Raw genomic sequence first — 23,861 nt, 5'->3', positions numbered from 1 at the left:
CGCGGCTGTATCCTCGGCCGAACGATCCCGCCCAGATCGAACCAATCAATCACCTGACAGGGAGTGCAGCCATGGCTGTGTCGCAGGCTATTCCGATCACGCGCCATCCGTTCGCCAACGGGTCCTACAAGCAGATGCTGATCGACGGCAAGTGGGTCGATGCAGCCTCGGGCAAGCGCTTCGAGACCCGCAATCCCGCCACCGGCGAGCTGCTCGCAGCCGTTGCCGAAGGCGACAAGGAAGACATCGATCGTGCGGTCGCGGCCGCGCGTCGCGCTTTCGAAGGCCCGTGGAGCAAGGTCAAGCCGTTCGAGCGGCAGAACCTGCTCCTGAGGCTCGCCGATCTCGTCGAGAAGAATTTCGACGAATTGTCGCAGCTCGACACGCTCGACATGGGCGCGCCGCTGAGCCGCACCCGTGCCTACCGCCTGCGCGCCGTCGGCATGCTGCGCTATTACGCCGGCCAGACCACCGCGATCCACGGCGAGACCATCGAGAACTCGCTACCCGGCGAGATATTCTCCTACACGCTGAAGGAGCCGATCGGCGTCGTCGGCGCCATCATCCCGTGGAATGGACCGCTGACCGCGACGATCTGGAAGATCGGACCGGCGATCGCGACCGGCTGTACCGTGGTGCTCAAGCCCGCCGAAGAGGCGCCACTGACCTCGCTGCGCATCGCCGAGCTCGCGATGGAAGCGGGCATCCCGCCCGGCGTCATCAACGTCGTGCCCGGCTATGGCGAGACCGCGGGCGCGGCGCTCGCCTCGCATCACGACGTCGACAAGGTCGCCTTCACCGGCTCGCATGTCACGGGCCAGTCGATCATCCGTGCCTCGGCCGGCAACCTCAAGCGCGTCTCGCTCGAGCTCGGCGGCAAGTCGCCGGACATCGTGTTCGCCGATGCCGATCTCGACGCCGCCGTGCCCGGCGCGGCGATGGCGGTGTTCGCCAATTCAGGGCAGATCTGCAGCGCCGGAACGCGCCTGTTCGTCGAGCACTCGATCTATGACGAATTCGTCGGCCGCGTCGCCGAGTTCGGCAAGAAGCTGCAGGTCGGCAACGGCCTCGATCCCAACGTGCAGATCGGGCCGCTCGTCTCGGAGCAGCAGCTCGAGCGCGTCACCGGCTATCTCGACATCGGCCAGAAGGAGGGCGCGAGGGCGCTTGCCGGCGGCGGCCGTGTCACCGAAGGCGCGCTGTCGAAGGGCTTCTTCGTCTCGCCGACGGTGTTCGCGGGTGTCGAGGACAACATGCGCATCGCGCAGGAGGAGATTTTCGGCCCCGTCATCTCCGCAATCGCGTTCAAGGACATGGACGAGCTGGTCAAACGCGCCAACAACACCACGTTCGGCCTCGGCTCCGGTCTGTGGACGCGCGACGTCAGCAAGGCCCATGCGGTGGCGAAACGCTTGCGTGCCGGCTCGGTGTGGGTCAACTGCTACCAGGCGATGGATCCGGCCGTGCCGTTCGGCGGCTACAAGATGAGCGGCTACGGCCGCGAATCCGGCAAGCAGCACGTCGAGGAATATCTCAACGTGAAGGCCGTCTGGATCAAGACGGCGTAAGGCCGGCTCTCCTTCGCCTCTCCGCGCTTGCGGGGAGAGGCCGGAATTCGCGCAACGCGCGGATTCCGGGTGAGGGGGACTCTCCGCGAGTCCACTCTCACCGCGATTGCCGAGGCAGCCCCTCACCCCAACCCTCTCCCCGTAAGAACGGGGAGAGGGAGAACAACCACCGCCTTCAGGCGGTCAGTCTCCCTCACAATCATCTGCATCCTTTCAAAGACATCCGGGGACCACATGAAATTCGAAGCCTTGTTCAAGCCGTTGCAGGTCGGTCCCTACCAGCTCGCGCATCGCGTCGCGATGGCGCCGCTAACGCGCATGCGGGCCGAGCGCGACACTTTCGCGCCGCGGCCACTCAACGCCGAATATTACGGCCAGCGTGCGACGAAGGGCGGCCTGATCATCGCCGAAGCCTCGCCGGTGCTCTCGCACGGCCGCGGCAATCCGGCGACACCCGGCATCTATTCGGAGGCGCAAGTCGCGGGCTGGCGCAAGGTGACGGATGCCGTGCACGCCAAGGGCGGCATCATCTTTCTCCAGCTCTGGCATGTCGGCCGCGTCTCTCATTCCTCCTTCCACGGCGGCGAGCTGCCGGTTTCGGCCTCGGCAATTCCGATCAAGGCCGAAGGCATGAAGGCGATGACGGCCGACGGAAAGATCGCCGACTACGAGACGCCGCGCGCGCTGGAGACTGATGAGGTGAAGGGCATCGTCGAGGCGTTCCGGCAGGGTGCCAAGAATGCGCTCGCCGCCGGCTTCGACGGTGTCGAGATCCACGGCGCCAACGGCTATCTGCTCGAGCAATTCCTGCAATCGCGCAGCAACCAGCGCACCGATCAATATGGCGGCGGAATCGAGAACCGCGCGCGCCTTCTGCTCGAGGTCACTCAGGCCGCGATCGACGTCTGGGGCTCGAACCGTGTCGCTGTGCGGCTGTCGCCCTACGGCATCGCCAATGATTCCGGCGAGCCCGATCCGATGCCGCTCTATACCCATGTCGTGAAGGCGCTCGAGAAGCTGGGTTTGGCGTACCTGCATTTCATCGAACCGCGCTCCAGCGGCTCGGGCCGCGCCGAGGTCAACTGGCAGAACGTGCCATCGGCGATGGTGCTGTTCCGTCCGCTCTACAGCGGCGTGCTGATGACCGCCGGCGGCTTCACCGGGGAGACCGCGAATGCGGCGATCGCCGACGGACATGCGGACATCATCGCCTTCGGCCGCATCTTCATCTCCAATCCTGATCTGCCGCGTCGTCTCGAGCACGGCTACCCGATCACGCCGTATAATCGCGCGACGTTCTACAGCGGCGAGGAGAAGGGGTACACGGATTATCCGGTGTATGACGAGCTGACGCCGGCTTGATCTGTCATTCCGGGGCGCGACGAAGTCGCGAACCCGGAATCCATCGGGCCGCATACCTGGACGTGGGATGGATTCCGGGCTCGATGCTTCGCATCGCCCCGGAATGACGAGCTTGCTTCGCTGCGCTAGCGATGACGACGGAGAGACGTCCATGGCCAAAGCCGCAGCCGCCGCAGGGATCGCCACCGGCCAATGCCTCTGCGGCAAGGTCGCCTTCGAGATCGACGTGCCCGCGCGCTGGGCCTGGCACGATCATTCCGCCGCCAGCCGCCGCGCCCATGGCGCGGCCTACGCCACCTATGTCGGAAGCTGGAAGAAGCGCTTCCGCATCACCTCGGGCAAGACCGCGCTGACCCGCTACGAGGACAAGGCGACGAAGACCGCGCGCAGCTTCTGCTCGCATTGCGGCACGCCGATCATGTACGAGCGCCCGCGCGGGCCGCACATGGTCAACATCCCGCGCGCCCTGTTCAACGAGCGCACCGGCCGCCAGCCGCTCTATCACATCGCCATCGAGGAGCTGCAGGAATGGGCCTATACCGGCGAGCCCCTGGTGCCGCTGAAGGGCTTTCCCGGCGTCGTCTGGCAGCGCTCGAAAAGGAAGAAGCGCGCTGGCGGGGACGACCCGTTCGAACTCGGGCGGGAGGAGATGTAGCGCCTCTCCCGCGCAACGCAGCCATGACCGCGCTTCCTTGCGCCTCTGCCAGCATCTCGGCCATCATGCTTTCGGTCCTTGCGGCAACGGTCCGCTCCTGGAGGAAACATGAAGAACAAGATCACCGGCCGCTCCGCCTTTCTCGCGCTGCTCAAGGACGAGGGCATCACGCATCTGTTCGGCAACCCTGGAACCACCGAACTGCCGATCATGCATGCGCTGAAGGACCATCCCGATCTCACTTATGTGATGGCGATGCAGGAGAGCCTGGTGGTCGCGATCGCCGACGGCTACAGCCGCGCTTCGGGCAAGCTCGTCGCCTGCAACGTTCACGTCGCGCCCGGCCTCGGCAACGCCATGGGCTCGCTCTACAACGCCCAGTTCACGGGCACGCCGATGATCCTGACGGCGGGCCAGCAGGAGCAGGGCCACGGTCTGATGGAGCCGGTGCTCTATGGTCCGCTGGTGCGCATGGCCGAGCCGCTGGTGAAATGGGCGGTCGAGGTGACACGGCTGGAGGACCTGCCGCGCATCGTGCGCCGCGCCGCCAAGGTGGCGATGACGCCACCGACCGGGCCGGTGTTCATCTCGCTGCCCGGTGACATCCTCAACAGCGAGGCGGGACTCGATCTTGGCCGCTCCACCCGCATCGATGCGCGCACGAAACCGTCGGACGAGGCGCTGAAGGCCTTTGCCGCACGCCTGCTCAAGGCTGAGCGTCCCGTGATCGTCACCATGGACGAGGTGGTCAAGAGCGATGCTTTGACGGAGGCGGCTGAACTGGCCGAGCTGCTCGGCGCTGCGGCCTATCAGTCCTCGACGCCCTACGGCTCGCACTTTCTGTCCGAAAGCCCGAGCTTCGTCGGCACGCTCGCGCGCGTGCAGAAGGTCGCCCGCGATACGCTCGCGCCCTACGATCTGCTGATCGCGCTCGGCGGCGATCCCTTGCGGATGTCGGTCTATAGCGAGGTCGATGCGCTGCCTGAGGGCCTCGGCATCGTGCAGATCGGCCTCGTCGATTGGGAGATCGCCAAGAACTACGGGGCCGAGATCGCGCTGAAGGCGGATCTGAAGGAAACGCTGCGCGCGCTGATCCCGGTACTCAAGGAGATGGGCGGCGCAGCCCTCGCGAGCCGCGCCAAGCAGCGTCTCGCCGAGCTCGCGCCGAAGAACTGGACCGCGCGCCGCGCGGCGCTGGTCGAGCAGATCGGCAAGAGTGCCGGCCGCACACCGATCGATCCGGACTTCCTCGTGCTGCAAATGGTCGAGGCGATGCCTGACAACGCCATCCTGGTCGACGAAGGTCTCACCTCCAGCCGCCAGATCACGGCCCTGCATCCGCATCGCGACCGCTACGGCTATCACGGGCTCGCCTCCGGCGGCATCGGCTGGGGCCTGCCGGCCTCGGTCGGCGCCAGCATTGCCAATCCCGATCGCCCCGTGGTGTGCTTCTCCGGCGATGGCAGCGCGATGTACTCGATCCAGTCGCTCTGGACCGCGGCGCATCACAAGCTGCCGCTCAACGTCGTCATCGCCAACAACGGCGGCTATCGCATCATCAAGCAGCGCCTGCTCGCCTTCCACGGCGATGACAATTACGTCGGCATGGATTTCGTCGATCCGCCGGTCGATTTCGCCGGCGTCGCCAAGGCGCTCGGCTGCGAGGCGATCAAGGTGAGTGATCCCCGTGAGCTGAAGGCGACGCTGGCGTCGGCGTTTGGCCGGCCGGGAACCAAGCTGATCGAGGTGATGGTGGACGGGAAGGTGTAGCCCCGCAGTCGTCCCCGCGAAGGCGGGGACCCATACCGCGTGATCTATCGACTGCGGCTGGTAGGCGTATCGAGCTCCCGAGTCTTCGCCAAACTACTTCCTGTGGTTATGGGTCCCCGCCTTCGCGGGGACGACAGCCTGGCTGTGGCGCGATCTTCCGCCTACCCCTTCTTCCCCACGCGATACTCCGCCGCGGGATGCGGCGCGTCGAGGCGCGCGCGGCCCTCGCCGAACAGTTTTTCCCGCAACGTGCCCTTGGCGTACTCGCTCTTGTACCTTCCGCGCCGCGTCAGCTCGGGCACCAGCATGTCGGCGATATCCTCGAAATCGCCGGGCGAGATCGCGAACGCGACGTTGAGGCCGTCGACATCCGTCGCCTCGAACCATCCTTCGATCTTGTCTGCGACCATCTCGGGCGTGCCGACCACGACCGGGCCAGCGCCGCCGATGCCGACATGCTCGATGACGTCGCGCACGGTCCAGACGCGGTCAGGGTCGGCGCGGGTCACGTTGTCCATCGCGCTGCGGCCGGCATCGTTCTGGACGTGGCGCACCTGCTGGTCGAGGTCGTAGCCGGAGAAGTCGACGCCGGTCCATCCCGACATCAGCGCCAGCGCGCCTTCTGGGCTGATGTGGCGGCGGTAGTCGGCGTATTTTTCCTTCGCCTCGGCTTCCGTCCGTCCGAGAATGATCGTCATCATCGAGAACATCAGGATCTCCGCCGGATCGCGGCCGAGTGCGGCCGCCTCCTGCCGGATTGCGGAGACGCGCGGCGCGATCACCTTGGCTGACGGTCCCGACATGAACACGCACTCGGCGTGCCTGCCCGCGAACTGCCGGCCGCGCGGCGAGGTGCCGGCCTGGTACAGCACGGGCGTGCGCTGCGGCGAGGGCTCGCTGAGGTGAATGGTGTTGTTGATGCGGTAGTTCGCGCCCGCATGATTGACGCGATGAACTTTTGCCGGGTCGGTGAAGATGCCGCGCTTGCGGTCGCGCAGCACGGCATCGTCTTCCCAGCTGCCTTCCCAGAGCTTGTAGACGACCTCCATATATTCGTCGGCGATGTCGTAGCGGTCGTCATGGCCGGTCTGCTTGTCCTTGCCGGCACCGCGCGCGGCGCTGTCGAGATAGCCGGTGACGACGTTCCAGCCGATCCGCCCCTCGGTGAGGTGATCGAGCGTCGACATCCGCCGTGCGAACGGATAGGGCGGCTCGAAGGACAGATTGCTGGTGACGCCGAAGCCGAGATTTTGCGTCACCGCCGCCATCGCCGACAGCAGCAGCAGCGGCTCGTTCGACGGCGTCTGCGCTGCATTGCGCAAGGCTGCGTCAGGGCTGTTGCCATACACGTCATAGACGCCAAGCACGTCGGCCAGGAACAGCCCGTCGAAACGGCCGCGCTCCAGCGTCTTGGCGAGATCGATCCAGTAGGACAGGCGGTTATACTCGGCGGTACGGTCGCGCGGATGGGTCCACAGGCCCGGTGATTGGTGTGCGACGCAATTCATCGCAAAGGCGTTGAGCCTGATCTCTTTGGCCATGCTGGTCCCTCGGCGCCCTATACTGAGCGCTCTTCGAATGATAGATGTGCGCCCCAACTTGGCGAAGTTCTTGCATATAATTGGCCCTTGGCAAGGGCCAAGATAGAAGGCTTGCGCTTGGCAAGGCCAAAGTCAGCGTCGCAGCTGTGCCTGGCAAGCCAGTCTCAAGGAAGCAAGAACGAAATCCCAAGAGAGCTACAAGAGAACTACAAGAAACCATCCAAGTCCCCGCCACTTTCGAGGGCCAACCCATGTCGGGTAAGGTCCTTCGTCTCACAGTCTCGAAAAGCAAGCATGACCAGAGCCGACGCCATCGCCCGCGCCCGTGAGGATTTCAAGTCCGGCGCGTTCCTCGCTGAACTCGATCGCCGCGTCGCCTACAAGACCGAGAGCCAGAATCCGCAGCGCGGCCCCGAGCTGCGCGCCTATCTGGAGCAGGAGATGCAGCCGGCTTTCGCCGCGCTCGATTTTTCCAGCCGCATCGTCGAATCCCCGAGCGGCAAGGCGCCGTTCCTGTTCGCCGAGCATCACGAGAGCGCGTCTGCGCCGACCGTGCTGGTCTACGGCCATGGCGATGTCGTCGACGGCATGGAAGGCGAGTGGCGTGATGGCCGGGATCCCTGGCGCACCAATGCTTCCGGGACGCGCCTCTATGGCCGCGGCACCGCCGACAACAAGGGGCAGCACAGCATCAATATGGCCGCGCTGCGTGCGGTGCGCGAGGCGCGCGGCGGTAAGCTCGGCTTCAACGCCAAGTTCATCATCGAGATGGGCGAGGAGATCGGCTCGCCCGATCTCGGCAAGGTCTGCGATCTCCATCGCGACGCGCTCAAGGCCGACCTGTTCATGGCCTCCGACGGGCCGCGCCTCTCGGCCGATCGGCCGACGCTGTTTCTCGGCTGTCGTGGAGGCATCCGCATCCATCTCGACGTGAACTTGCGCGACGGCGGCCACCATTCCGGCAATTGGGGCGGTGTGCTCGCCAACCCCGCGACCATCCTGGTCAACGCGATCTCCACCCTGGTCGACGGCCGCGGCCGTCTCCAGCTCGATGCCTTGAAGCCGCCGCGGCTGACCAACCAGATCCGCTCCTATCTCGCCGACGTCGAGGTGGTGCCGACTGCGGACGAGCCGGCGCTGGCCGAAAATTGGGGCGAGGAGGGTCTATCGGCCGCTGAACGGCTCTACGCCTGGAACACGCTGGAAGTGCTGGCGATGTCCTCAGGCAATATCGAGAAGCCGGCCAACGCGATTCCGGGCCAGGCCAATGCCGTGCTGCAACTGCGTTTCGTGGTCGGGACGAAGGTTGAGGGGCTGATCGACGCTGTCCGCGCGCATCTGGTCGGACGCGGTTTTCCGATGGTCGAGGTGCGCGCGGCGCAGAGTTTTGCTGCATCGCGCACTGATTTCGACAGCCCGTGGATCAAATGGGCGGCGGATTCGGTGCGAGAGACCACCGGCAAGGCGCCGGCCGTGCTGCCGAATTTCGGCGGTTCGCTGCCCAACGACGTGTTTTCCGAGATCCTGGGACTGCCGACGATCTGGGTGCCGCATTCCTATCCCGGCTGCTCCCAGCATGCGCCCAATGAGCACATCCTGCTGCCATTGACCGAAGAGGCCTTGACGGTGATGGCCGGGCTGTTCTGGGATCTCGGAGAGTTGCCAAAGCCACTGACAGGCCCGTTAACCTGAGCCGACGATCCAGCCGAAAGTTACATTCTAATCCGGCCCGATTTGTGCTTGCATCCGGGCCGCATCATCCGAAAGGGGAAGAAAAACGTGAAACATTTCCGTCACATCGGGCTCGCGCTCGCCGCGACCTTCGTCGTCAGCCAGGCCGGGGCCCAGGAGCTGACCGGCACGCTGAAGAACATCAAGGACACCGGCGCCATCACGCTCGGTTTCCGCGATTCCTCGATCCCGTTCTCCTATCTTGACGACAACCAGAAGCCGGTCGGCTTCGCGATGGACATCTGCTACAAGATCGTCGACGCCGTGAAGAAGGAGCTCAAGCTCGACAAGCTCGAGGTCAAGCTCAACCCGGTGACCTCGGCGACCCGTATCCCGCTGATGGCCAACGGCACCATCGACCTCGAATGCGGCTCGACCACCAACAATGCCGAGCGCCAGAAGCAGGTCGCCTTCACCAACACCCACTTCCTGACCGCTAGCCGCTACGTCTTCAAGAAATCGAGCGGCCTGAAGTCGATCGACGACCTCAAGGGCAAGACCGTGGTCTCGACCGCCGGCACCACCAACATCAAGCAGCTCACCGAAGCCAACGCCGCCAAGGGCCTCGGCGCCAACATCATTCCGGCCAAGGATCACGCCGAAGCCTTCTTGATGGTCGAGACCGACCGCGCGGTCGCCTTCGTCATGGACGACATCTTGCTGGCGAGCCTCGTCGCCGGTTCGAAGAACCCGGGCGACTACGTTATCTCCAAGGATGCGTTCTCCAAGCCGGAGCCCTACGGCATCATGCTGCGCAAGGACGATCCTGCGTTCAAGAAGGTCGTCGATGCGGCCACGGCTGCGCTCTACACCTCCGGCGAGGCCGAGAAGATCTACGACAAGTGGTTCACCCAGAAGATCCCGCCGAAGGGCCTGAACCTCAACACGCCGATCTCGGCCGAGCTGAAGAACGAGTTCGCCAAGCCGACGGACTCGCCGAACCCGGACGACTACAAGTAAGATAAAACCTCGATCTTTCGATCGGAATCATGTCCGGCCACTCTTGACACCAGAGTGGCCGGACATTTGCATAGGCCTGAGACTTTCTCTGAAGACGTCCAATGACGGGCGCGTTCGCGCGGGGGACACGTGAACTACAACTGGAACTGGGGAATCTTCTTCCAGCCGAACCCGATGGGGACCGGCACCTACCTCGACATGCTGCTGTCGGGGCTGGCGCTGACCCTCAAGACCGCGGCGCTGGCCTGGGTGATCGCGCTGATCACAGGCTCGATTGTCGGCGTCATGCGCACGCTGCCGTCGAAGGGCGCCAATTGGTTCGGCTTCGCCTACGTCGAATTCTTCCGCAACATGCCGCTTCTGGTGCAGCTCTTCCTGTGGTTCTTCGTGCTGCCGGAAATTCTGCCGAGGGCGGCCGGGCTGTGGCTGAAGCAATTGCCGAACGCGCCGTTCTGGACGGCGGCGATCGGGGTCGGCTTCTTCATGTCGGCGCGCGTAGCCGTGCAGCTGCAGGCCGGCATCTCCTCGCTGCCGCGCGGGCAGAAGATGGCGGCGACTGCGCTCGGCCTGACCACCGTGCAGGGCTATCGCTACGTGCTGCTGCCGATGGCCTTCCGCATCATCCTGCCGCCGCTGACGTCTGAATTCCTCAACACCATCAAGAACACCGCGGTCGCCATCACCATCGGCCTGCTCGAGCTGACCGGACAGGCGCGCTCGATGCAGGAATTCTCGTTCCAGGTGTTCGAGGCCTTCACGGCCGCGACCATCCTCTATCTCCTCGTCAACGCCGTCGTCGTGACCGCGATGCGCTTCCTCGAGCGCTGGGTCGCGATCCCCGGCTACATCACGGGGAAATAAGCGATGTTCGGCAATCTCGATTTCGATGTCATCCGCCGCGCGCTGCCGTATCTGTTCTACGAGGGCATGACGTTCACGCTGACGCTGACCTTCCTCGCAGCTCTCGGCGGCCTAGTCTTCGGCACGGCGCTCGCCCTGATGCGCCTGTCCGGATTCAAGATTCTGGGCCGCATCGCCGGCATCTATGTCGACTTCATGCGCTCGCTGCCGCTGGTGCTGGTGATCTTCTGGTTCTACTTCCTGGTGCCCTATATCGGGCAGTGGGTGACAGGCGCCTCGCGTCCGATCAGCGTCGGCGCGTTCACGTCCTCGCTCGTCACTTTCATCATGTTCGAGGCGGCATATTTCTCCGAGATCATGCGCGCCGGCATCCAGTCGATCTCGCGCGGCCAGCCGGCCGCGGCGAGTGCGCTGGGGCTGACCTACGCCCAGAGCATGCGCTACGTCGTGCTGCCGCAGGCCTTCCGCAACATGCTGCCGGTGCTGATAACGCAAACCATCGTGCTGTTCCAGGACACCTCGCTGGTCTACGTCCTGTCGATCACCGACTTCCTGGGCGCGGCGAGCAAGGTGGCGCAGCGTGACGGCCGCCTGGTCGAAATGTATCTGTTCGCCGCCGTGGTCTACTTCACCATCTCCTGTATCGCGTCCTACGGCGTCCGCCGCCTCCAGGCGCGCATCGCCATCATTCGCTAGGGCTCCCCGCTCATGATCGAAATCAGCCACGTCAACAAATGGTACAGCCCCACCTTCCAGGTGCTGACCGACTGCACAACCAATGTCACCAAGGGCGAGGTCGTCGTGGTCTGCGGCCCCTCCGGCTCGGGCAAGTCGACGCTGATCAAATGCGTCAATGCGCTGGAGCCGTTCCAGAGCGGCGACATCCTCGTTGACGGCACCAAGGTCAACGACCCCAAAACCGATCTGCCGAAGCTGCGCTCGCGCGTCGGCATGGTGTTCCAGCATTTCGAGCTGTTTCCGCACCTTAAGATCATCGACAATCTCTGCCTGGCGCAGGAGAAGGTGCTGGGCAGGGGGCATGACAAGGCGCAGGCCAAGGGCATGCAGCTGCTCGAGCGCGTCGGCTTGAAGGAGCAGGCGCAGAAATTCCCGGCGCAGCTCTCCGGCGGCCAGCAGCAGCGCGTCGCCATCGCTCGCGCGCTCGCGATGGATCCGATCGTGATGCTGTTCGACGAGCCGACCTCGGCGCTCGATCCGGAAATGGTCAGCGAGGTGCTCGACGTCATGGTCGATCTCGCCCGCGAGGGCATGACCATGATGGTCGTCACCCACGAGATGGGTTTTGCCCGCAAGGTCGCCAACCGCGTCATCTTCATGGACCGCGGCGAGATCGTCGAGGACGCAGCGAAGGACGATTTCTTCGGCAAGCCCCGCAGCGACCGCGCGCAGAAGTTCTTGTCGAAGATTCTTTCGCATTAATCACCGCCACCGTCATTCCGGGGCGCGACGCAGTCGCGAGCCCGGAATCCATAACCACCATCGGGGGTATGGATCCTCAGGTGCGCAATTGCGCACCATAGCGCGCGCTACGCGCGTCCCGGGATGACGAGGGTAGGGTTTATCCAGCCCGCCAAATCCCCTATACCGGTGGCCAAATCCCTTCCCTCCCCAGGAGACCTGCCTTGGACTCGATCGCCTACGTCAACGGCTCATTCGTCCCGCTCTCGGAAGCCAAGATCTCGGTGCTCGATCGCGGCTTCCTGTTCGCCGACGGCATCTACGAGGTCTCGGCCGTGCTCGACGGCAAGCTGGTCGACAATGCTTCGCATCTGGCGCGGCTGGAGCGGTCCGTCGGCGAGATCAAGTTGAAGCTGCCGGAGACCATCGAGCGCATCACCGAGCTGCAGAAGGAGCTGATCGCGCGCAACAAGCTCGTGAACGGCCTCGTCTATCTCCAGGTGACGCGCGGTGCCGACAAGGGGCGCGACTTCCCGTTCCCCAAGGCTGACGTCAGGTCGAGCCTGGTGATGTTCACGTCGGAGAAGGACATCATCAATGCCGCGGTGGCCAAGACCGGCATCAACGTCATCACGGTGCCCGACATCCGCTGGGAGCGCCGCGACATCAAGAGCGTGGCGCTGCTGGCGCAGGTGCTGGCAAAGCAGGCCGCGGCGGAAGCCGGCGCCGGCGAAGCCTGGATGCTGCAGGATGGCTATGTGACCGAAGGCGGCTCGTCCACGGCGTTCATCCTGACCAAGGACGACGTCATCGTCACCCGCCAGAACTCCAACGCGATCCTGCCCGGCTGCACCCGCAAGGCCGTGATTGCGCTTGCCGAGGAGCGCCAGCTGCGCGTCGAGGAACGCTCCTTCACGGTCGCCGAAGCGCTCGCCGCCAAGGAAGCCTTCATCACCAGCGCATCCTCCTTCGTGCAGCCGGTGGTCGCCATCGACGGCAAGACGATCGGCGACGGCAAGCCCGGCCCGATGGCGACGCGTCTGCGCGAGATCTACGTGGACTTCGCCAAGGCGACGGCGGTGTAAGCGGCATACGTAGCTGTCGTAGGGTGAGCAAAGGCGCGCTTGCGCCGTGCCCACGCCTTCTCCCGTTTTTGCTGAAGAATGGTGGGCACGCTTACGCTTTGCCCACCCTACGAGACCGTCCGTTGCCGTCGGTTTAAGCCACTGACGCCTTCACCTTCACCGGATGCACGGCGCGGAACGCGATCGCGATCCTGTTCCAGGCGTTGATGGCACCGATCAGCATGGTCAGGTTCACCGTCTCCTCTTCGGAGAACTGCGCGCGGACCTGTTCGTAAGTCTCGTCTGGCGCATGCGTCTCGGCGATCAGCGTCACCGCTTCGGTCCAGGCCAGCGCGGCGCGCTCACGGCCGGAATAGAGCGGGGATTCGCGCCAGGCGTTGAGCAGGTAGATGCGCTGCTCGGTCTCGCCGCGCTTGCGGGCGTCCTCGGTATGCATGTTGATGCAGAAGGCGCAGCCGTTGATCTGCGAGGCCCGGATCTTGACCAGCTCGATCAGCGATTTCTCCAGGCCCGTCGACTGGATCTGCTGCTCAAGCGCCATCAGCGCTTTGATCGTATCGGGCGCGGCCTGGTAGTAGTTCATGCGGGGCTTCATGGTCGTTCTCCTTTTCTTTGGTTGGGTCAGTGGGCTCCGCCGGCCGAGACTTGGCCGGGCCTCTTCAGAAAGAATACGGCGATGAGAGCGACGATCAGCGCCATTCCGAGCAGGTAGAACGTGTCGCTGAAGGCGAAGATGAAGGCCTGCTTCTGTACGGTATGGCCGATCGCGACATAGGCGCGATGCGCGGCGTCCGCACGGTCGAGAACGCCGTGATTGACGAAATATTGCGTGAGCTGCTCGAGCCGCGTTCGTGTGGCCTCCTCGAACACAGAGACCGACTGCATCAGCACGTTGGAGTGATATTGCTCGCGCTTGGACAGCACGGTTTGCAGCAGCGCGATGCCGACGGCGCCGCCGAGATTGCGCATCATGTTGAACAGGCCGGAGGCCGAGCCCGCATTCTCCGCTTCGATGCCTGCGGTCGCGACCGCCGACAACGGCGCCATCACCAGCGCCTGGCCGATGGCGCGCACGATATTGGGCCACAGCAGCTGGTCGGCGGCATAGTCGTTGGTCATGTTGATGTTCATGAAGTTGGATGCTGCGAACAGAACGAAGCCGACGCCGATGATGATCCGCGCATCGAACTTCTGCATCAGGCGCGGCACCAGCGGGATCAGCACGAGTTGCGGCAGCCCGGTCCAGGCCAGCACCATGCCGATCTGCTCGGCATTGTAGCCCTGAATACGCGCCAGATATTGCGGCAGGATGAACACGGAGCCGTAGAGTGCAATGCCGAGCAAGAAGTTCGCGAGCATGCCGAAGCCGAAATTGCGACGCACGAGCAGACGCAGATTGAGCAGTGGCTTCTTCACCGTGAGCTCGATGATCAGGAATGCCGTCAGCGCAACAGCGGCGATGATCGAGAGCTTGAGGATGAACGGCGAGCCGAACCAGTCGTCCTTGTTGCCTTCCTCCAGCACGGTCTGGAGCGCGGACAGGCCGATCGCCATGGTGATGATGCCGGCCCAGTCGCCCTCGCGAAGCAGCGCCAGCTTCATCGGCTTGGGCTCGAGCGCATACCAGAGCATGCCGACCATGATCGCGCCGGGAACCAGGTTGACGTAGAAGATGTATTGCCAGCCGAAATTCTCGGTGAGATAGCCGCCGATGGTCGGGCCGATCGCCGGCGCGAAAGTCGCCGACAGCGCGAACAGCGCAAGGCCGACCGGCTGCTTGGCGCGCGGCAGCAGCATGATGATCAGCGTGAAGGCCATCGGGATCAGCACGCCGCCGGTGAAGCCCTGGATAGCGCGCAGCACGATCATCTGCGACAGATCCTGCGCCAGTGCGCAGGCCGCGGACAGAACCAGGAACAGGATCGCGTTGGTGAGCAGATAGATGCGGATCGAGAACACCTGCGCGAGCCAGCCCGACAGCGGGATGACCACGATCTCGGCGATCAAATAGGAGGTCGAGATCCAGCCGCCGTCGTCGATGCCGGCGCCGATCGCGCCCTGAATGTCCGCGAGCGAGGCGTTGACGATCTGGATGTTCAGCACCGCCATGAAGGCGCCGAGGGTGGCGCCGATCACCGCAATCCAGGTCTTTGTGGACACCGCCGTGGGCGCAGCAGCGGCGGGGAGATTGGCGGAGGTAGCGTTGAGGGCCGGTTGGAGCGTGCCCATGGCTTCAACCCCCATTCGCGCGGGACGTATTGTCGGCAAGGCGCTTGGCCGTCTCGCGCTCGGCCAGCACCGCCTGTTTGGTGTCGACGGTCGGCACCGCGGACATGCCAGGCCGCAGCAAGCCGGTGAGGCTGTGGTCGTCGAGGACGATCTTCACCGGAACGCGCTGCACGATCTTGGTGAAATTGCCGGTGGCGTTGTCGGGCGGCAGCAGCGCGAATTCGAGCCCGCTCGCCGGCGACAGGCTGTCGACATGGCCGCGCAGGCTGATGTTGCGGAAGCTGTCGACGTGCAGCTCGACCGGCTGGCCCGGCCGCACATGGGTGAGCTGGGTCTCCTTGAAATTGGCGACGACGTAGACGGCGTCGAGCGGCACCACCGCCATCAATTGCGTGCCGGCCTGCACGTATTGGCCGACACGCAAGCTGCGGGCGCCGACCGTGCCGTCCACCGGCGCGGTGATCTCGGTTAGGACAGGTTCAGCGCCGCCTGCTGCGCGACCGCGCGGGCGCGTTCGAGCTGGGCGGTGGCCTGGGCGCGCTGGGTGGTGAGCACGTCGACCTTGCGCTGCGCGGCGACGAGGCCGGACTTGGCATGCTGCAATTGCGCGCTGCTGGCGCGCAGCGCCGCGTCGGTCTGCTGCGCGCGCTGGATCGTGCCGGAGCCCGACTTCATGAGGTCGTCGTAGCGGGCGCGCTCCTCCTGCGCGAATTTCAGATTGGCTTCTGCAGCGGCGACGTCGGCGGTGCTCTGTTCAATGATCGGCTGCTGCAGTTCGAGCTGGGCGTCGATGTTGCGGACCGAGGCTTCGCCGGCAGCGACGTCGGCTTTCGCCTGGTCGAGCGCCGCCTTGAAATCGCGGTCGTCGATCTTGGCCAGCAGCTGGCCCGCCCGAACCTTCTCATTGTCGCCGACCAGCACCTTGGCGATGTAGCCGGAGACTTTCGGCGCGACGATCGTGGAGTCCGCCTTCACATAGGCGTCGTCGGTGGATTCGAGGTAGCGGCCGTTGGTCCAGTAATCGTGTCCGTAGTAGGCCATGGTCGCAGTGCCTGCGAGCAGCGCGAGCACCAAGGCCGCGCGCCGGACCCTGTTCCGGGCCGGCATAGCGGGCGGCGCCTTGGCGTAATCGCGCGTGATTTCAGTGGCTTGCTGGAAGGTCTCGGTGCGGGGCATTTCGGACATTGCAGTCTCCTGTCGGCTCGCTGAGACTATCGGTCTTGCTGGCCCGGATGATAATTGGCTAGATTTTGGAAGGATTATCCATTCAAGGTGGATAATCTGACCGGTCACCCTGGTTCGTGATGTCTACCGGGTCAGGCGAGCGGCTACGCAAGCGCGATTGCTGCTGAGGCGCACATCCCAGTCAAGGAAAGCCATGGATCGATTGACCAGCCTCGAAGTGTTCAGCCGGGTGGTCGAGACCGGCGGCTTCTCCGCAGCAGCCCGCAAGCTCAACATGTCGACCACCATGGTGAGCAATCACGTGCAGGCATTGGAAGACCGGCTCGGGGTGCGGCTGCTTCACCGCACCACGCGCAAGGTCAATCTGACCGAGATCGGGAAGGCCTATTACGACCGCTGCGTCCAGATTCTCGCCGATATCGAACAGGCCGACGACATCGCGAGCGAATTGCAGTCGGTGCCGCGCGGCACGCTGCGCATTCACGTCGCCACGCACATGGTGCCGTTCGTCGCGCCGATTGCGGCCAAACTGCTGTCGACCTATCCGGAGCTCAAGATCGATCTGCGCATGGGCGAGGCCGAGGTCGACCTCATCGAAGAAGGCTATGACGTTGCCCTGCGCATGACACAGCCACCGGATTCAAGCCTGATCGTGCGCAGCCTTGCCACCTGGCGCCACGTGCTGTGCTGCTCCCACGATTACATCGAGAAGCACGGCCGGGTGCAGAAGCTCGACGAGCTCACCGGGCACAATTGTGGTCGGCACTTGAACTATCCGTTCGGCGACGAATGGCGCTTCCTCGATCGTAAGGGCACGCCGGCCTCGGTGCGCGTCTCCGGCAGCTTCGTCACCAATAGCGGAGAAGCGCTGCGCGAGGTCGCGCTGGAGGGCGCCGCAATCTGCCTGATGGCGGGGTTCCTCATTCAGGATGATCTCGAAGCCGGCCGCCTCGTGCGCCTGTTGCCGGAATATCGGACGGTCGAGCTCTCCATGAACGCGGTCTATCCGCATCGTCATCATCTGTCGGCGAAAGTGAGGACCTTCATCGACCTGCTCGTGCACCACAGCGCCGAGCAGCAGAAGCTGATCAACCCGTATTCATGAGACTTTCACCGCCGGCTCCACGTGCGGCAGAAAGCGTGTTGACAACGCCGAGTTGCCTGCAACAATACAACCTGAGATATGAATGATGTATTTGGGACCGAGGCATTCGGTTCGCTTCTTTTTTGATACGACGTTTCGTCCAGGCCAGCTTTCTAGCTTCTCCTCTTCCATCTGTTGCTCTTCCATGTTTGACGGATCGACCGGGGGCAAGCCGGTCAACGTTCGCTTGCGTGAGAGCTTCGCAAGGGATTGGCGGCATCATCCTGTGATGGAGCTGGATGGCTTGGTCTGGCCCGACTGCGGCTCTAGGGAGGCTTCGATGACCATTGACAGAACAGGATGGATTGCGACTTTGCTGCTCGGCCTCGTGATGGCGGGTGGCGTGCAGCCTTCTCCTGCTGCGGCCGACGATGTGTGGCCGGTCAAGAACAAGCTGATCGGCAAGGACGGAGGCAAGTCGAAGGATGTCAGCGGCATCGCCTGCACGACCGCTGATGGGTTTCCCCGTTCGTGCCTCGTTATCGACGACAATCTCCAGGGCGCTCAAATCATCGAATTGACCGACGGCAAGTTCGTCGCCGGCAACCCCGTGAAGTTGATCGACAACACGTTCAATGGCAAGGCGCTCGAACTTGATGGCGAGGGCGTCGCCTTCTCCAAAGGGCAGTATTACGTCATCGGCTCGCATGGCCATCCGCGGGACAAGGACCACAAGCTCGACCCCAAGAAAGATGCCGATAAGATTCGGGCGAGGATTGCCGCAAGCAGCCAGATCGTTCGGTTCCGCACGACGGGGGCAGATGGCAATGCGTCGGGCATCGAGCGTACAGGGCAATTGCGAGAGGTCATCGCGGCCGAACCTGCGCTTCTCGAGTTCATGGATATCAGGCTGGAGAAGAACGGCTTGACCATCGAGGGCCTGGCGATCAAGGACGATCGGACGTTGCTCGTAGGATTCCGGGGCCCCGTCTTGAACGACAATCGCGCCGTCGTCCTCTCGGTAGAGATAGACGCGCTGTTCGGTGATCGAAAAAGCACGACTCACCGGCTGTTCCGACTTCCGCTCGGTGACAACAGGGGTGTACGCGATCTCGCCGCGTTCGGCGATCGCACCCTCATCCTGGCCGGTCCTGTTGCGGACGGGCCGGGAGCCTACGCAATATATTCTTGGGACGGAGAGTCCGAGACCGTGCGGCTATTGAAGGAACTCCCGTTCGATCCAAAGCGAAAGCCGGAGGGACTACTGCCGTTGGGCGCGACTTCCGCCGGACTGCGAGTCCTGATCGTATTCGACAGCGATAAGGAAGGTACGCCCACCCCCATCGAAATACCACGATGAACGGGATCGGACCTCCCCTCGCCTTGTCCAGCCGGCCGAACGAACGAGGCGCCACCTTCCAGCATTTCCGGAGGGAGTCCGTCAGCGAGCCGGTGGCGGCAAGCGCCCGAACGCAGCCTCGAGCGCCATGCCGATCGCGAGCAGGCGGGGATCGCTGCCGGCGGGGCCATCGAGCTCAAGCCCGATCGGCAATCTGCTGCTGGCGCCGAGCGCGATCGGGATCTGGATGCCGGGAATCCCGGCATTGCTGCCTGGGTCCGTGTTCTGAATGAACAGGCCGAAATTCTCGAGGCTGCTGGACTCCGGATTGGAGGGAATGGCGACGCGCGGCGTGGTCGGGAAGGCGATCGCATCGAGCCGGTTGTCGGCAAAGCTCCTGGCGTACAGCGCCTGCAGCGCGGGGCGCGCAATCTCGATCGCGGCGTCGTAGATCGGCTTGGCGTCGACCAGGGTGCCGTCGGGACCAGGCAGCTTGCGCGGGATCACCAAGCCGTCGTAGGTGCCCTTCACATCGGCGCTGGCGATCTGCTCCGCCAGTGCCGCGATGGAGAGGCCGGTGCCGGTGTGCCTGAGATAGGCGACCAGATCGTCATAGGCCTCGTACAGCGCGACGGGAAAGCTGACCTGGGCGTCGAGCTCTGCCAGTTGCGGCATCTCGATCCCGACGACCGTGACGCCTTGCACCTTCATTTTCGCGACGGCTTCCTGGAACGCGGCCTCGGTGTCGGCATCGAGATTGGCCAGCATGGATCTCGCGAGGCCGACGCGGACCTGCGTCAGATCCGCCGGCGCAAGCGCATCGCCACCGGCGATGACGCGGTCGAGCAGCGCGACATCCGCTATGGTCGCAGCCATCGGGCCTGCGGTATCGCGGGTGTGCGAGATCGGTGCGATGCCGTCTTGCGGGTAGCGGCCGACCGTCGGGCGCAGCGAGGCGCATCCGTTCAGGGCGGCAGGCACCCGCACCGATCCGCCGGTGTCCGTGCCGAGCCCGCCGGCGACGATCCGTGCGCCGATCGCCGCGCCCGTGCCTGACGAGGAGCCGCCGGCGATCAAAGTGCGATCATAGGCGTTGCGCACGCCGTACTCGGCGCCGGTCTTGAATGCGGTGTTGTAGCCGGAGATGCCGAAGGCGAGCTCGTGCATGCTGGTCTTGCCGATGATGACCGCCCCGGCATCGCGCAGCTTTGTCACGACAGGCGCGTCGGCCTTCGGAATGTAATCCTTCAGCGCCGGTGTGCCGGCGCTGCAGGGCAGTCCCGCGACCTCGATATTGTCCTTGATCACGATAGGTACGCCGCCGAGCGGCTTTGTCTTGTCGCCTGCCGCGTCGAACGCGGCCGCGGCCTTCAAGGCGCCGGCTTCGTCCAGGGTGACAAAGACATTGAGTTCGGCGTTGGCCTTGGCGCGGGCCAGGGCTTCCCGGGTGAGTGCGGTGCTCGTGAATGTCCCGGCGGCGAGGCCGGCCGCGGCCTCGGTCAGTGTCAACTGGTCGAAATCCATGATGCATCACCCGATCGCAGGAGGCCATCAGAGCGTCCCTTAAGGAGCAGAGGCTGAAGCGTCCGCGGCGCCGCGTCAACCGGTGGCGTGCATCCTTGCCGGCGATGGCGTGTCCAGTTCGGCGAGCAGCCGCTCGACGTCGGCCTTCACCTGCACAACCGCGATGTCCTTCACCGGGCCATAGCCGCGGATATCCATCGGGCCTTTGGCGATCGCCACGAGATTTGGCAGATGCGCCGCATCGAGCTCGCCCAGCATCCGCTCGATCAGGCCTTCATACCAGGCGATCAGTTCACGCTCTGCGCGCCGTTCCGCGGTGTAGCCGAACGGATCGAAAGGCGTTCCGCGCAGTGCTTTCAAGCGCGCGAGCATGGCCAGAGGCACCTGAATCCACTGGCCGAAGGCGCGTTTGCGCGGACGTCCCCGTGCATCGCGCCGCGACTTCAGGAACGGCGGGGCGAGGTGGTACTGGATGCTGAAGCCGTCCTCGAATTCACGCTTCAGCTCGTCGAGAAAGCCGCTTCGCATGTGGAGCCGCGCCACCTCGTACTCGTCCTTGTAGGCCATCAGCTTGAACAGGCCGCGAGCGACCGCCTCCGTCAGCGCCTCACTGTTCAGCTTGGCCTCGGCATTGCGGACCTTTCCGACCATCGCCCGGTAGCGCGCCGCGTAGGCGTCGTCCTGATAGGTCGTGAGGAACTCGGCGCGCCGGGCAATGATCTGGTCGAGCGTCTCGGCTTCAGGTGCCTTGTCCGAGGTCGGCAGAAAATCCGGATCGGCAGCGGCGATCCGGCCCCAGGCAAAGGCCTGCTTGTTGCGCTCGACCGCGACGCCGTTGAGCTCGATCGCGCGAAGCAGCGCCTGCAGCGAAACAGGGACGAGACCGCGCTGCCAGGCAAAGCCCAGCATGATGATGTTGGCGTAGACGGCATCGCCGAGCAGGCGCTCGGCCAGCGCATTGGCATTGAACCTGTCGAGATTGTGCTCGCCGATGACCTGACCGATTGCGCGCAGGCGGCTTGGCGCAGCGAGATCGGCGTCGCGGAAGCGGACCACGTCGCCGGTCGGCATTTCCGCGGTGTTGACGGCGGCACGGGTGCCGCGGCGATATGTGCCTGATGCCTTGGGCGAGGAGCTGACGACGAGGTCGCAGCCGATCAGCGCATCGGCCGCGCCCTGGTCGATGCGGACCTGGTGCAGCGCCTCGGGGCTCGCGGCCAGGCGAATGTAGCTCAGCACAGGCCCGAATTTCTGCGCAAAGCCGGTGAAGTCGAGCACCGAAACGCCGCGGCGTTCCAGATGCGCGGCCATGCCGATCAGCGCGCCGACGGTGATCACGCCGGTGCCGCCGACGCCGGTCACCAAGAGATCGTAGGGCCGCTCGAGCGTTGCGGGCGCGGGCAGGGGTAGTGTGGCGGCGCGGTCGGCCGCGTCGATATGGCTCGCGCTCTTCTTCCGCCGCGTCGCGCCTTCGACCGTGACAAAGCTCGGGCAGAAGCCGTTGAGGCAGGAAAAATCCTTGTTGCAGGCCGACAGATTGATCTGCCGCTTGCGGCCGAACGGCGTCTCCTTCGGCTCGACGCTGAGGCAGTTGGATTCGACCGAGCAGTCGCCGCAGCCTTCGCAGACGAGGTCGTTGATGTAGGCGAAGCGCTTGGGATCGGCCATCTGCCCGCGCTTGCGCCGGCGCCGCTTCTCGGTGGCGCAGGTCTGCTGGTAGATCAGCACCGAGACGCCGGGAACCTCGCGCAGCTCGCGCTGCACGGCATCCATCTCCTCACGCGGATGGATGGTCACGCCGGATGGCAGGTCGGCCGGCCTGAATTGCGCGGGATCGTCCGACACCAGGGCGATGCGCTCGACACCCTCGGCGCGGACGCTGTGGGCGATGGCATGAACGCTGACGGGCCCGTCGACCGGCTGGCCGCCGGTCATGGCGACCGCGTCGTTGAACAGGACCTTATAGGTGATGTTGGCCTTGGCCGCGATCGCCTGCCGGATCGCCATCGAGCCGGAATGGTAGTAGGTGCCTTCGCCGAGATTCTGGAACACGTGCCTGCGGCCGGTGAATCGCGATGAAGCAGCCCAGTTCACGCCCTCGCCGCCCATTTGGATCAGTGAGGAAGTCTCGCGGTCCATCCAGCTCGCCATGAAGTGACAGCCGATGCCGGCGAGCGCCTTCGATCCTTCCGGCACTTTGGTCGAGGTGTTGTGCGGACATCCCGAGCAGAAATAGGGCGTGCGCGTCGCGCCGCTGACATTGATCGTGCGCGCGGCCTCCGGCATCAGGGCGGCCGCGCGCGCGGCGAGATTGAGACCCGGAAACATCGGATCGAGCCGGCGCGCGAGCACGTTCGCGAGCGCGCGAGGCGACAATTCGCCGATCCAGGAGATCAGCCGTGCGCCGGTTTCGTCGTGCTTGCCGACCATGCGCTCGGGCTTGCTGCCGGGATAGTCGTAAAAATACTCCTTGAACTGGCTCTCGATGATGCCGCGCTTCTCCTCGACCACCAGGATCTCGCGCTTGCCTCTCACGAACTCCATCGCGTCGTGCAGCGCCAGCGGCCAAACCATCCCGACCTTGTAGACGTCGATGCCGAGGCGGCGGCAGGCGGCTTCATCGAGGCCCATCAGCCGCAGGGCTTCCATCAGGTCGAGATGCGCCTTGCCGGTGGTGACGATGCCGTAGGTGGCGCTGGGGATATCGTAGATGTGCCGGTCGATCGGGTTGGCCTTGGCAAAGGCGTAGACCGCGTGCTTCTTCGCTTCCAGCCGTTCCTCGATCTGCGGGCCCGGCAAATCGGGCCAGCGATAGTGCAGGCCGCCCGGCGGCGGCGTGAAGTCTGGCGTGCGGAAGAGGCGCGGCGGGCGGAGCGCGACGGAGGCGCCCGATTCCACGATCTCGGAGATCGCCTTGAAGCCGACCCACATGCCGGAGAAGCGGCTCAGCGCGTAGCCATATTCGCCGAACGCCAGATATTCGCCGACGTCCGAGGGGTGCAGCGTCGGCATGAACCAGCTCATGAAGGCGACGTCGGACTGGTGCGGCATCGAGGAGGAGACGCAGCCATGGTCGTCGCCGGCGACCACCAGCACGCCGCCATGCGGCGAGGAGCCATAAGCGTTGCCGTGCTTGAGCGCATCGCCGGACCGATCGACGCCCGGGCCCTTGCCGTACCAGAGCCCGAACACGCCATCGACCTCGCGGTCGCCTTGCGTCTCGACCTGTTGCGAGCCGAGTACAGCTGTCGCCGCGAGGTCCTCGTTCACGGCGGGAAGGAATTCGATGTGATCCCGCTTGAGCCGCTGCTGGATGCGCCAGAGCTCGAGATCGATGCCACCGAGCGGCGAGCCGCGATAGCCGGAGATGAAGCCGGCGGTGTTGAGCCCGGCCGCACGGTCTCGTCGCGCCTGGTCGAGCGCGATGCGGACGATGGCCTGCGTGCCCGTGAGGAAGACGCGGCCCTCCTCGCGCTCATAGCGATCGGAGAGCTCGTACGTGTCGATTGACGGAATGGCGTCCATGGCGGACCTCGCGCGGCATCCTG

Annotated in this window: 20 protein-coding genes and 1 pseudogene; 12 read left to right on the top strand and 9 right to left on the bottom strand. The window is 64.6% G+C overall.

Annotation, left to right across the window (positions count from 1 at the left end; translation table 11 throughout):
• The first annotated feature begins 71 nt into the window (after positions 1-71).
• From N2605_RS31125 to N2605_RS31110, 4 genes are all read left to right on the top strand, one after another.
• Positions 72-1,568, top strand: coding sequence for an aldehyde dehydrogenase family protein (locus tag N2605_RS31125; protein WP_260344739.1), 1,497 nt, complete (start codon positions 72-74; stop codon positions 1,566-1,568).
• A 234-nt stretch (positions 1,569-1,802) separates the two neighbouring features.
• Positions 1,803-2,930 carry an alkene reductase gene (locus tag N2605_RS31120; RefSeq protein WP_036021039.1) on the top strand — a complete coding sequence of 376 codons (1,128 nt, stop codon included), beginning with the start codon at positions 1,803-1,805 and terminating at the stop codon, positions 2,928-2,930.
• 151 nt (positions 2,931-3,081) lie between these two features.
• Complete coding sequence (locus tag N2605_RS31115; RefSeq protein ID WP_225183025.1) at positions 3,082-3,585, top strand: GFA family protein; 504 nt, start codon at positions 3,082-3,084, stop codon at positions 3,583-3,585.
• A 108-nt stretch (positions 3,586-3,693) separates the two neighbouring features.
• Entirely contained in the window at positions 3,694-5,355 is a 1,662-nt protein-coding gene (locus N2605_RS31110) for a thiamine pyrophosphate-binding protein (RefSeq protein WP_260344737.1), read from the top strand.
• A gap of 161 nt (positions 5,356-5,516) precedes the next feature.
• Here the strand turns inward: N2605_RS31110 and N2605_RS31105 are convergent, their stop codons facing one another.
• Positions 5,517-6,896 carry an LLM class flavin-dependent oxidoreductase gene (locus tag N2605_RS31105; protein ID WP_260344735.1) on the bottom strand — a complete coding sequence of 460 codons (1,380 nt, stop codon included), beginning with the start codon at positions 6,894-6,896 and terminating at the stop codon, positions 5,517-5,519.
• A 294-nt stretch (positions 6,897-7,190) separates the two neighbouring features.
• On the opposite strand from N2605_RS31105, the gene N2605_RS31100 reads away from it, so the two are divergent.
• The 6 genes from N2605_RS31100 to N2605_RS31075 all read left to right on the top strand — a co-directional run bounded on the left by N2605_RS31100 (position 7,191) and on the right by N2605_RS31075 (position 12,952).
• Positions 7,191-8,588, top strand: a complete 1,398-nt coding sequence (locus N2605_RS31100; RefSeq protein WP_260344734.1) for a M20 family metallopeptidase — start codon at positions 7,191-7,193, stop codon at positions 8,586-8,588.
• An 87-nt stretch (positions 8,589-8,675) separates the two neighbouring features.
• A complete protein-coding gene (locus N2605_RS31095) occupies positions 8,676-9,587 on the top strand; it encodes an amino acid ABC transporter substrate-binding protein (RefSeq protein WP_225183029.1) in 912 nt (303 codons plus the stop codon).
• Between the two features lie 129 nt (positions 9,588-9,716).
• Positions 9,717-10,448 carry an amino acid ABC transporter permease gene (locus N2605_RS31090; protein ID WP_035997279.1) on the top strand — a complete coding sequence of 244 codons (732 nt, stop codon included), beginning with the start codon at positions 9,717-9,719 and terminating at the stop codon, positions 10,446-10,448.
• A gap of 3 nt (positions 10,449-10,451) precedes the next feature.
• Positions 10,452-11,144 (top strand): amino acid ABC transporter permease, encoded by a 693-nt coding sequence (locus tag N2605_RS31085; protein ID WP_225135356.1) that lies wholly within the window; start codon positions 10,452-10,454, stop codon positions 11,142-11,144.
• Between the two features lie 12 nt (positions 11,145-11,156).
• Positions 11,157-11,888 carry an amino acid ABC transporter ATP-binding protein gene (locus N2605_RS31080; RefSeq protein ID WP_035997285.1) on the top strand — a complete coding sequence of 244 codons (732 nt, stop codon included), beginning with the start codon at positions 11,157-11,159 and terminating at the stop codon, positions 11,886-11,888.
• Positions 11,889-12,091: 203 nt separating this feature from the next.
• Positions 12,092-12,952 carry a D-amino-acid transaminase gene (locus N2605_RS31075; protein ID WP_036021055.1) on the top strand — a complete coding sequence of 287 codons (861 nt, stop codon included), beginning with the start codon at positions 12,092-12,094 and terminating at the stop codon, positions 12,950-12,952.
• A gap of 133 nt (positions 12,953-13,085) precedes the next feature.
• Here the strand turns inward: N2605_RS31075 and N2605_RS31070 are convergent, their stop codons facing one another.
• The 5 genes and pseudogenes from N2605_RS31070 to N2605_RS36630 all read right to left on the bottom strand — a co-directional run bounded on the left by N2605_RS31070 (position 13,086) and on the right by N2605_RS36630 (position 16,222).
• The gene (locus N2605_RS31070) at positions 13,086-13,547 is read right to left on the bottom strand and encodes a carboxymuconolactone decarboxylase family protein (protein ID WP_260344731.1); all 462 of its coding nucleotides are present in this window, start codon (positions 13,545-13,547) and stop codon (positions 13,086-13,088) included.
• A gap of 26 nt (positions 13,548-13,573) precedes the next feature.
• Positions 13,574-15,181, bottom strand: a complete 1,608-nt coding sequence (locus N2605_RS31065) for a DHA2 family efflux MFS transporter permease subunit (RefSeq protein WP_260344729.1) — start codon at positions 15,179-15,181, stop codon at positions 13,574-13,576.
• A 4-nt stretch (positions 15,182-15,185) separates the two neighbouring features.
• Positions 15,186-15,587: a hypothetical protein gene (locus N2605_RS36640; protein WP_482151225.1), complete on the bottom strand. Its 402-nt coding sequence runs from the start codon at positions 15,585-15,587 to the stop codon at positions 15,186-15,188.
• Positions 15,588-15,599: 12 nt separating this feature from the next.
• Positions 15,600-15,689, bottom strand: a pseudogene (locus tag N2605_RS36635) (hypothetical protein); the annotation flags it as partial.
• Complete coding sequence (locus tag N2605_RS36630; protein ID WP_482151224.1) at positions 15,650-16,222, bottom strand: HlyD family secretion protein; 573 nt, start codon at positions 16,220-16,222, stop codon at positions 15,650-15,652. The pseudogene N2605_RS36635 and the gene N2605_RS36630, both read right to left, overlap by 40 nt.
• A 337-nt stretch (positions 16,223-16,559) precedes the next feature.
• Between N2605_RS36630 and N2605_RS31055 the strand changes: the two genes are divergently transcribed.
• Positions 16,560-17,471, top strand: coding sequence for a LysR family transcriptional regulator (locus N2605_RS31055; RefSeq protein WP_035997299.1), 912 nt, complete (start codon positions 16,560-16,562; stop codon positions 17,469-17,471).
• Here the strand turns inward: N2605_RS31055 and N2605_RS31050 are convergent.
• Positions 17,466-17,657 (bottom strand): hypothetical protein, encoded by a 192-nt coding sequence (locus N2605_RS31050; RefSeq protein WP_260344726.1) that lies wholly within the window; start codon positions 17,655-17,657, stop codon positions 17,466-17,468. The genes N2605_RS31055 and N2605_RS31050 overlap by 6 nt on opposite strands.
• A 133-nt stretch (positions 17,658-17,790) precedes the next feature.
• Here N2605_RS31050 and N2605_RS31045 point away from each other — a divergent pair, with 133 nt between their 5' ends.
• Entirely contained in the window at positions 17,791-18,810 is a 1,020-nt protein-coding gene (locus tag N2605_RS31045; RefSeq protein ID WP_260344724.1) for a DUF3616 domain-containing protein, read from the top strand.
• 81 nt (positions 18,811-18,891) lie between these two features.
• On the opposite strand, the gene iaaH is transcribed toward N2605_RS31045, so the two are convergent.
• Both iaaH and N2605_RS31035 read right to left on the bottom strand, forming a co-directional pair.
• Entirely contained in the window at positions 18,892-20,313 is a 1,422-nt protein-coding gene (iaaH, locus tag N2605_RS31040) for an indoleacetamide hydrolase (RefSeq protein WP_225111564.1), read from the bottom strand.
• 75 nt (positions 20,314-20,388) lie between these two features.
• A complete protein-coding gene (locus N2605_RS31035) occupies positions 20,389-23,838 on the bottom strand; it encodes an indolepyruvate ferredoxin oxidoreductase family protein (RefSeq protein ID WP_260344722.1) in 3,450 nt (1,149 codons plus the stop codon).
• Positions 23,839-23,861: the final 23 nt, after the last annotated feature.

This window comes from Bradyrhizobium yuanmingense (assembly GCF_025200905.1).
In the GTDB taxonomy this organism is placed as follows: domain Bacteria; phylum Pseudomonadota; class Alphaproteobacteria; order Rhizobiales; family Xanthobacteraceae; genus Bradyrhizobium; species Bradyrhizobium yuanmingense.
The sequence above is the reverse complement of the archived record's forward strand: the minus strand, read 5'-3'. Positions and strand labels throughout refer to the sequence as shown.